11 protein-coding genes are annotated in these 7,625 nt (G+C 64.8%); 8 read left to right on the plus strand and 3 right to left on the minus strand.

Annotation, left to right across the window (positions count from 1 at the left end; all coding sequences use genetic code 11):
- The first annotated feature begins 60 nt into the window (after positions 1–60).
- The 8 genes from ACIPY3_RS14370 (at position 61) to ACIPY3_RS14405 (ending at position 3,813) form a co-directional block, all read left to right on the plus strand.
- The gene (locus tag ACIPY3_RS14370) at positions 61–534 is read left to right on the plus strand and encodes an Asp23/Gls24 family envelope stress response protein (RefSeq protein WP_397324099.1); all 474 of its coding nucleotides are present in this window, start codon (positions 61–63) and stop codon (positions 532–534) included.
- Positions 531–722, plus strand: a complete 192-nt coding sequence (locus tag ACIPY3_RS14375; protein ID WP_400335050.1) for a DUF2273 domain-containing protein — start codon at positions 531–533, stop codon at positions 720–722. The genes ACIPY3_RS14370 and ACIPY3_RS14375 overlap by 4 nt, the downstream gene beginning before the upstream one ends.
- Complete coding sequence (locus tag ACIPY3_RS14380; protein WP_400335052.1) at positions 719–1,078, plus strand: hypothetical protein; 360 nt, start codon at positions 719–721, stop codon at positions 1,076–1,078. The genes ACIPY3_RS14375 and ACIPY3_RS14380 overlap by 4 nt, the downstream gene beginning before the upstream one ends.
- Entirely contained in the window at positions 1,075–1,656 is a 582-nt protein-coding gene (locus tag ACIPY3_RS14385) for a hypothetical protein (RefSeq protein WP_400335054.1), read from the plus strand. Before ACIPY3_RS14380 ends, ACIPY3_RS14385 begins: the two co-directional genes overlap by 4 nt.
- Positions 1,653–2,258, plus strand: a complete 606-nt coding sequence (locus tag ACIPY3_RS14390; protein ID WP_400335055.1) for a hypothetical protein — start codon at positions 1,653–1,655, stop codon at positions 2,256–2,258. The genes ACIPY3_RS14385 and ACIPY3_RS14390 overlap by 4 nt, the downstream gene beginning before the upstream one ends.
- 63 nt (positions 2,259–2,321) lie before the next feature.
- A complete protein-coding gene (locus ACIPY3_RS14395) occupies positions 2,322–2,897 on the plus strand; it encodes an RNA polymerase sigma factor (protein WP_400335057.1) in 576 nt (191 codons plus the stop codon).
- Positions 2,894–3,496 carry an Asp23/Gls24 family envelope stress response protein gene (locus ACIPY3_RS14400; protein WP_400335059.1) on the plus strand — a complete coding sequence of 201 codons (603 nt, stop codon included), beginning with the start codon at positions 2,894–2,896 and terminating at the stop codon, positions 3,494–3,496. The genes ACIPY3_RS14395 and ACIPY3_RS14400 overlap by 4 nt, the downstream gene beginning before the upstream one ends.
- Positions 3,493–3,813, plus strand: coding sequence for a hypothetical protein (locus tag ACIPY3_RS14405; protein WP_397324091.1), 321 nt, complete (start codon positions 3,493–3,495; stop codon positions 3,811–3,813). The genes ACIPY3_RS14400 and ACIPY3_RS14405 overlap by 4 nt, the downstream gene beginning before the upstream one ends.
- Here ACIPY3_RS14405 and ACIPY3_RS14410 read toward each other — a convergent pair.
- The 3 genes from ACIPY3_RS14410 to ACIPY3_RS14420 form a co-directional block, all read right to left on the minus strand.
- The gene (locus tag ACIPY3_RS14410; RefSeq protein ID WP_397324090.1) at positions 3,810–4,835 is read right to left on the minus strand and encodes an ATP-dependent 6-phosphofructokinase; all 1,026 of its coding nucleotides are present in this window, start codon (positions 4,833–4,835) and stop codon (positions 3,810–3,812) included. The genes ACIPY3_RS14405 and ACIPY3_RS14410 overlap by 4 nt on opposite strands.
- Positions 4,832–6,319, minus strand: coding sequence for a glyceraldehyde-3-phosphate dehydrogenase (locus ACIPY3_RS14415; protein ID WP_400335061.1), 1,488 nt, complete (start codon positions 6,317–6,319; stop codon positions 4,832–4,834). Before ACIPY3_RS14415 ends, ACIPY3_RS14410 begins: the two co-directional genes overlap by 4 nt.
- A 183-nt stretch (positions 6,320–6,502) precedes the next feature.
- A complete protein-coding gene (locus ACIPY3_RS14420; RefSeq protein ID WP_400335063.1) occupies positions 6,503–7,252 on the minus strand; it encodes a DUF5134 domain-containing protein in 750 nt (249 codons plus the stop codon).
- Positions 7,253–7,625 lie beyond the last annotated feature (373 nt).

Below are 7,625 nucleotides of genomic sequence, written 5' to 3' on the forward strand. Positions count from 1 at the left end.
AGTCTCGTCTTCCTTGTAACGGCGCAAACAGGCGCCCACGAACACGAGGAGTGAAGTGCCATGACCATCCAGACGCACACCCCGGCAGACGTCCCCGCCAAGAACGGCAAGGAGTCCGCTGCCAAAGCACCCCAGTTCAAAGGCAAGGACGGCCGCGGGCTCACCACCGTTGCTGACGGCGTAGTAGCCAAGATCGCAGGCATCGCCATCCAGGAGATCGACGGCGTCCACGCCCTGGGTGGCGGCGCAGCCCGTGCCATCGGCACTCTGCGCGAGAAGGTCGGCCAGAAGGACCTGACGCAGGGCGTCAGCGTCGAGGTCGGCCAAACGCAAGTGGCAGTAGACGTCACACTTGTTGTGGAATACCCGCACCCCCTCCAGGAAGTGGCGGACAACGCGCGGGACGCCGTATACACCGCAATCGAGGACCTGGTGGGCATGGAAGTCACCGAGGTCAACGTCACCATTACGGACATCCACGTGCCGAGCGACGACGACTCGGATGGCGCCGACCATGAGCCGAGGGTCGCGTGAGCCCCACGGTAACCGGCCTGGCGGCCGGCGCCGTCCTGGCAGTGGTGGCCTTGTCCTTCGGCTTCTGGGGTTTCCTGGTCACGGCCCTGTTCATGGCAGTGGGCGCTGCCGTGGGCAGGGCGGCGGAGGGAAGGCTTGACCTCGCCGGAGTACTGGACGCGCTGCGCGGCAAACGCTCCTCATCATGAGCGGCGGGACCGGGACTGTGACCGGCGCACGCGCAGGCCACACCAGGATCACCCACGCGGCGCTCCGCAAAACCCTGGAGGCCGTTACGGCACAGGCATTCCACGTCAGCCCCGGTGCTGTGGGCGCGGAACTGGAGGATGACCGCGGCCTCTTGGGCGTGAAAGTGACAGTGAAGTTGGCAGCGCCACCGCTTCGGGCCCTGCAGGGAGGTCCCACGGTCTTCGAGCAGGCCCAGCGCGCACGGACGGCCATCGCGGTTCGGGGCTTCGCCCTCACCGGGATGCGGCTGGGCAGGGTGGACATCAGGCTCACGGCCGCCAAGCGTGCCCCGAGGCCGGAAGGAAGGGTTCAATGAGTCACGTCCGAACCATCAAGAGGATGCTGCGCAGGGAAACCCATTCATCCAGGTCGCTGGTCTCCATCGTCGTGGCAACGCTGCTCGCGCTGGCGTTTCTCTGGGCCGCGGCAGAAACGGTCCTGTGGATTCTGAAGGACCGGCCCTTGCTGGCTGATCCTCCCCGGGTGGGGGACTGGTTGGTCCAGCTCCCCGCAACAACCATCCCGGGCGCCTTGGGGGCGTCCGGGGTTGGGGTTGCACTGCTGGGCGTGCTGGTCCTGGTTGCTGCTGCAGCCCCCGGGCGGAAAGCCCGGCGGTCCCTCGGCAGCGACCGCAGCGCCATCGTCGTCGACGACCAACTCATTGCGGCGGCTTTGTCCCGGCGGTGCCGGCTGGAAGCGGGACTCTCGCCCGGACAGGTGACCACCACCGTAGGCGCCCGCTCAGTGCGGGTGGTGGTGCGTCCGACGTCGGGCGTTCCACTCGAAGCGGAGGTACTGAGAGCAGCGGTCGACGGCGAACTGGCCGCCTTGGGACTGAAGCGGCGGGTTTCGTCATCAGTGCGCATAGTGGACGAAGGGGTGGTTGGCCAATGAGGAACACGAACAGGGCACTGAACAGGTTGGTCCTGGGCGTTCTGGGGCTGCTCCTGGTGATTCTGGGAGCGGCGGTTTTCGCGGCAGGCCAATTGCCCTCTGCCGCAACAACGTGGACCTCAACGGGCACCCGCGCCACCGAGCAGGCACGCCAGCTCCTGGAGTCCGCGCCGCTGGCCGGACCTCTCCGTAGTTGGTGGCTGGTGGCAGGGATCGCAGCGCTGCTCTTCTGCGCCGCTCTGTGCTTGGCATGGATTTCGCGCCAAGGCGGTGGACATACCCCGGTGATGGGCAGGCAATCGGACGGTATTGACGGAACCACGGTCATTGACTCCGGCCTGGTTTCGCTCGCAGTCCAGGAAGCACTCTCGGACCACAGGCAAGTACTCGCAACGTCCGTAACGGCTTGGGAAGCGCGGCGTGGAACCATGCTGCGGGTGGCGATCGAAGCCAGACAAGGAGCATCTCCGCGGGAACTAGCGGACACAGCCGAGGAGTTGGTCAAGGAAATCGATGCCTGGATGGGCCATCCAATGCCGGTGCTGGTGCGAATCACCAGCGGTGGCAGGAGCAGCCTGGCCAAAAGCCGGCGGACCACATGACGTTTCAAGGGTTATCGCGAAGCCTCCCCGGGCTTCGCGGAAGCCAGGGAGGGAAGGAGTTGCGTGACAGACGCACAACGGGCCCAGCATCCGTTGGACCTTGTTCCGGACGCCATTCTTGCCGGACGGGCCGCCGATGGTGACACGGCAGCTTTTGAGGCCTTGGCCCGCAGGCATGGACCACTGATGCGCGCCAGCGCCCGCCGACTCACCGGATCCTGGGCCGATGCTGACGACGTGGTCCAGGAATCCTTGGTCCAGGCATGGAAGCAACTGGAAAACCTGCGGGACCCGTCCACAGTGAGGAGTTGGCTGCTCAGGATCGTGGGCAGTCGAGGCGTGGACTACCTGCGCAAGCGCAGGAACCACGCACCCTTGGAAACGTCGGAGCCCCAGGCACCCCGGCTCAGCCCGCAGGATCCGGAGCCGGCAGCTCTCAACGGCTCCGGGGTGGAAGCCCTGAAAGCAGCCCTCGCCGCCTTGCCCGAGGAACAACGGCGATGTTGGGTGCTCAGGGAGTTCAACGACCAAAGCTACGAGGAGATCGCCGAGACCTTGAACATCAGCCCTGCCAGCGTCCGTGGCCGGCTCGCCCGGGCACGCGTCACCCTTGCACGCAGAATGGAGGAATGGCGATGAGCACGTCCCCCGACACCCTGGAATGCGGCCATTCCCTGGCGGAGCTGAGCGCCTACCTGGACACCGGCGCTTTCAGCGATCCAGGACACTTGGAGACGTGCCCGGAATGCCAATCGGGTTTGGCTAGCCTCCGCCGGTTGTCCGGCTTCGCAGGAGAACTGGTGCATGCAGACGTAGCCGAGGCAGGCTCTGGCACCGACGACTGGATGCAGTCCATACTGTCCAACCTGCGCCTGGAGCTTCGGCCAGGCCGGACCATCCCCCTGCCTTCGGATAACCCGGCGGATGTCCTGTCGGAGACAGAAGGTGCGGTGACCGCACTCATCCGCTCTGTAGTGGACGCCATCCCGGGCACGGCCGCAGGAAAGTGCCACCTCCTGGGCGACGTCACGGATACGGGGGCCGGAACCACCGTCACCGTGGACATCGCGGTGGTGTACGGCCACCACCTGGAGGAACGGGCAACCCAGGTCCGCGAAGCCCTGGCAGAGACTCTGCGGACACAGACCGAAATGAACATCACCGGGATCGACGTGACCATCACGGACGTCCTGGACCCAGGCCCGGATTTCGGGAACCCGCGCGAGGAGCAGTCATGACGGAACCAGTGGCACGTGCGCTCGCCGAGGAACTGACGCAGGTTGTCCAGGCTGTGGATGGCGTCAGCGCGCTCTTCCCCGCACGGCCGTTGTGGCAATCACTTGCCGGTGCTGCCATCCAGGCAGTGACGGGGGAGGCCCAGCCGTTGGTGGGCCTTTCGGAGAATCCGGACGGGGTCTCCGTCAAAGTACGTATCGGTGTTGGGGCGAGCCACCCCGCTCCGGCCGTGGCCCGGAAAGTAGCCGAAGCAATCAGGAGCTGCCTCCAGGAGCCAGCTGCCGTCGTCGAGGTTTCCGTGGTGAAGATCGAGGGCTAGCCGAACAGCACCGCAGCCTCCTCATAGCGGTGCTGAGGCACCACCTTGAGTTTGCCGAGGGCCTCATCGAAGCCAACCTGGCGGATGTCCGTGCCCTTCAAGGCGACCATGGATCCCCAGCGGCCTTCCACTACGGAATGCACGGCGGCCATGCCCAAACGGGTGGCCAGGACGCGGTCGAACGCGGAGGGGACGCCGCCGCGCTGGATGTGGCCCAGGATGGTGGTCCTGGTTTCGATCCCGGTCAGGGCCTCGATCTCCGGGGCGAGCTGGTCCGCGATGCCGCCCATCCGGGGACGGCCGAACGTGTCCAGCCCGCGCTCGGAGTGCGGGGTTTCAAGATGGTCAGGAACGAAGCCTTCGGCCACCACCACCAGCGGTGCGCGGCCACGGGCGTGGGCCTCCTTGACCCATTGGCCGATCTGCTCCACGCTGACCTTCTGCTCGGGAATCAGGATGGCATGCGCGCCAGCGGCCATGCCTGCGTGCAGGGCGATCCAGCCGACGTGGCGGCCCATGACCTCCGCGATCATGCAGCGGTGGTGGGACTCGCCGGTGGTCCGCAGCCGGTCCATGGCTTCGGTGGCGATGTGCACGGCGGTATCGAAACCAAAGCTGTAATCGGTGGCGTCGAGATCGTTGTCCACGGTCTTGGGCACGCCAACGATCTTCAGTCCGGCGTCCGTGAGGCGCTTCGCTGCGGCGAGGGTGCCCTCGCCGCCGATCGCGATGATCGCGTCGATGCCCAGCCGCTCCATGTGGGCCTTGATGACATCCGGTCCGCCGCCGTTTTCGAACGGATTGGTGCGCGAGGTGCCCAGGATGGTGCCGCCTTGCTTGGCGATCCCCCGGACCATGGCACGGGGGATATCAATGACATCCCCCTCCACCACACCGCGCCAGCCGTCGCGGAATCCCACGAATTCGTGCCCTTGGATGGCGATGCCCTTGAGGACCGCGCCCCGGATCACTGCATTCAATCCGGGGCAGTCGCCACCGCTGGTCAGGATTCCAATCTTCATGAGCCCACAGCCGCCAGCACCGACATGGCTTCTTCCACCACATTCGCCGCAGGGAACGACGGCCGGTTCACGCCCGCCATCTCCTCCATGACACGGACCACCTGGCAGCTGTAGCCGAACTCGTTGTCGTACCAGACGTAGAGGACCAGGTTCTTGTCAGTGGAAATGGTGGCCAGGCCATCGACGATGCCCGTGTGGCGGGAGCCGACAAAATCGGTGGAGACCACTTCCGGCGAATCCATGTAATCGATCTGCTGCCGCAGGTCAGAATGGAGGGCCATCTCGCGCAGATACGTATTGACCTCGTCCTTGGTGGTGCCGCGTTCAAGGTTCAGGTTCAGGATGGCCATGGAAACGTCAGGCGTCGGAACCCGGATGGAGCTGCCCGTGAGCTTGCCCTGCAGTTCGGGGAGAGCCTTGGCCACGGCCTTGGCGGCGCCCGTCTCGGTGATCACCATGTTCAGGGCTGCAGACCGGCCACGACGATCGCCCTTGTGGAAGTTGTCAATGAGGTTCTGGTCATTGGTGAAAGAGTGCACAGTTTCCACGTGCCCGTGGATGACACCGTACTTGTCGTTGATCGCCTGCAGGATCGGGGTGATGGCATTCGTGGTGCAGGATGCGGCGGTGACAATCCGGTCCTGGTCGGTGATGTCACCGTGGTTGATGCCGTGCACGATGTTCTTGAGATCGCCCTTGCCCGGTGCGGTCAGCAGGACCCGGGCCGCGCCCTTGCTAAGCAGGTGCTGCGAGAGCCCTTCGGCATCCCGCCAGCGACCGGTGTTGTCCACGACCAGCGCGTCCTTGATGCCATACGCGGTGTAGTCGATGGTGGCCGGATCGTCCGAATAGATCACCTGGATCCGGACGCCGTTGGCGGTGATGGTGTTGGCCTCGGTGTCCACCTTGATGGATCCTTCGAAAGAGCCGTGGACCGAGTCGCGGCGAAGCAGGCTGGCGCGCTTGGTGAGATCGTTGTCCGCGCCCTTGCGGACAACGATCGCACGGAGCCGCAGGCCATGGCCGCCACCGGCCTGCTCCACAAGGATGCGCGTCAGCAGACGCCCAATGCGGCCAAAACCATAAAGTACGACGTCGGTGCTGGCGCCGGCGTTGGTGCCCCGCTTGCCCACCACTCCAGCCAGTTCGGTCCGAAGGAAATCCCCAAGGGAGGCTCCGTTGCCCTTCTCCTTGTACTTCTGGTTCAGGCGGGCAATGTCTATGGCTGCCGAGCCGAGCTGCAATTCCGCGAGGGCATTGAGGAGGGGAGCAGTCTCTTCGAGGAGGAGCTCTTCCTTACTGATCCGGCGGGCAAAGCGGTGGGCCTTGAGGATGCTCATGGTGGACTTGTTCACCAGGCTGCGGCCGTGGATGCTGGTCACCACGTTGTTTTTGCGGTAGAGCCGGCCAATCACCGGAATCATCGCTTCAGCAAGGGCCTCCCGGCCCATCCACGTTGCAAGACACGTATCTGAGGTTTGCATCGGACTGCCTTTCCAGAAGAGGGGTCGGTAGGTTTCGCTTCCAGCCTCCGGGATGCTTCAGGGGCTTAGCATCCATCGTCCGTCCCGGACCAGGTTCCGGAAACGCTAATTCGGGATGGTTTTAACCACTCTTTAGGGTGGGCGCTGCGTGGTGCCGGCCGGTGGTTTGGGTGGTGGTGGGTTTTAGGTGGTCATGGTGGCGAACATGAGGGCCATGGTGGTGGCGCCGGCGGCTTCGAGGCCGTGTTCGGTGCGGGTGTTTGTGGGGTGGTGGTGGGTGGTGGTGTGGGTGGTTTGGGTGCGGTGGCGTAGGAGGAGGATGAGGAAGGTGGTGGCTGCTGCGGCGAAGGCGATGGTGAGGAGGGTGGCCAGGGCGGGGGTGTTCTGGAAGATCGACGCGGTGCCGGTTGTGGTGGTTGTGGCGTGGTGGGTGTGGGCTGCTGTTGCCGGGGTGCTGCCCGTTGTTGCCTGGGTGGCGGTGTTGGTGGTGGTGTGGTTGGTCATCATGGCGATCATGATGGCTGCTGCTGCCATGGTGGCGGCGTGGTAGGTGCATTTGAGCCGGCCGGTGGTGCCTGAGCAGAAGGTGCGGTATTGGGGGCGGGCGACGGCTTGGATGGTGAACCAGAGCGCGGCGGCGGCCAGGATGAGGATTTGGGCGAGGGTGGTTGCGGGGGCGGCGTTCCAGAGCATGGCTGCCATGAGCAGGTGCATGAGGGCGTGCAGGCCCTGGTTGGTCCGGTCGGCCCAACTGGGTCGCAGTTGTGCGCGTTTTGAGTGCTGAAAACGCGCACTAATGCGACCCAGTTGGGTACCTCGGCCAGGGTGACCGGTGTGGGCGGGGCGGAGGGTTTGGATGGTGTGCCAGGTTCCGCTGGCCAGCAGCACCACGGTCAACGCCCAGGTCATGGCAGGGATAGCGAACACACTCATCACGCTCTCAATACGAAGTTAAGTGGATTCGGTCCCCGATGCGGCTAGCAACAGCACCGGGGACCGAAGTCTTTTCAGGGAAAGGTTCGGTTCCCGGTACTGCTGGAGGCCGCACCGGGAACCGGGGTGGAAGGCAGGTTTGCACCGGCCCGGGTTTTGGACCCTTGTGAGGCCGCGGGAGCACCGTTGTTGTGGTGCTCCCGCGGGTCACAGTGGCTTCTTAGGGGTTCCCTGGGGTTCCTCTATTTCCCGTTGTGGCAGCAGGTGTCGCTGTCACTTGTTTGGGTGGTGCTGGTGCTGGTGGGGAGGTTGAGGGTGGGGTTTTGGTTGAAGAAGCCGTGGGGTTCGAGCATGAAGCCGATGTTTTGGCGGG

This window comes from Paenarthrobacter sp. NPDC089714, from assembly GCF_044748905.1.
Taxonomy (GTDB): Bacteria; Actinomycetota; Actinomycetes; order Actinomycetales; family Micrococcaceae; genus Arthrobacter.

What these genes read in the sequence shown, in the direction of transcription:
- ACIPY3_RS14370 (WP_397324099.1), top strand. Translation starts at nt 61, where the DNA reads ATGACCATCCAGACGCACACCCCGGCAGACGTCCCCGCCAAGAACGGC.
- ACIPY3_RS14380 (WP_400335052.1), top strand. Translation starts at nt 719, where the DNA reads ATGAGCGGCGGGACCGGGACTGTGACCGGCGCACGCGCAGGCCACACC.
- ACIPY3_RS14385 (WP_400335054.1), top strand. Translation starts at nt 1,075, where the DNA reads ATGAGTCACGTCCGAACCATCAAGAGGATGCTGCGCAGGGAAACCCAT.
- ACIPY3_RS14390 (WP_400335055.1), top strand. Translation starts at nt 1,653, where the DNA reads ATGAGGAACACGAACAGGGCACTGAACAGGTTGGTCCTGGGCGTTCTG.
- ACIPY3_RS14400 (WP_400335059.1), top strand. Translation starts at nt 2,894, where the DNA reads ATGAGCACGTCCCCCGACACCCTGGAATGCGGCCATTCCCTGGCGGAG.
- ACIPY3_RS14405 (WP_397324091.1), top strand. Translation starts at nt 3,493, where the DNA reads ATGACGGAACCAGTGGCACGTGCGCTCGCCGAGGAACTGACGCAGGTT.
- ACIPY3_RS14410 (WP_397324090.1), bottom strand. Translation starts at nt 4,835, where the DNA reads ATGAAGATTGGAATCCTGACCAGCGGTGGCGACTGCCCCGGATTGAAT.
- ACIPY3_RS14415 (WP_400335061.1), bottom strand. Translation starts at nt 6,319, where the DNA reads ATGCAAACCTCAGATACGTGTCTTGCAACGTGGATGGGCCGGGAGGCC.
- ACIPY3_RS14420 (WP_400335063.1), bottom strand. Translation starts at nt 7,252, where the DNA reads ATGAGTGTGTTCGCTATCCCTGCCATGACCTGGGCGTTGACCGTGGTG.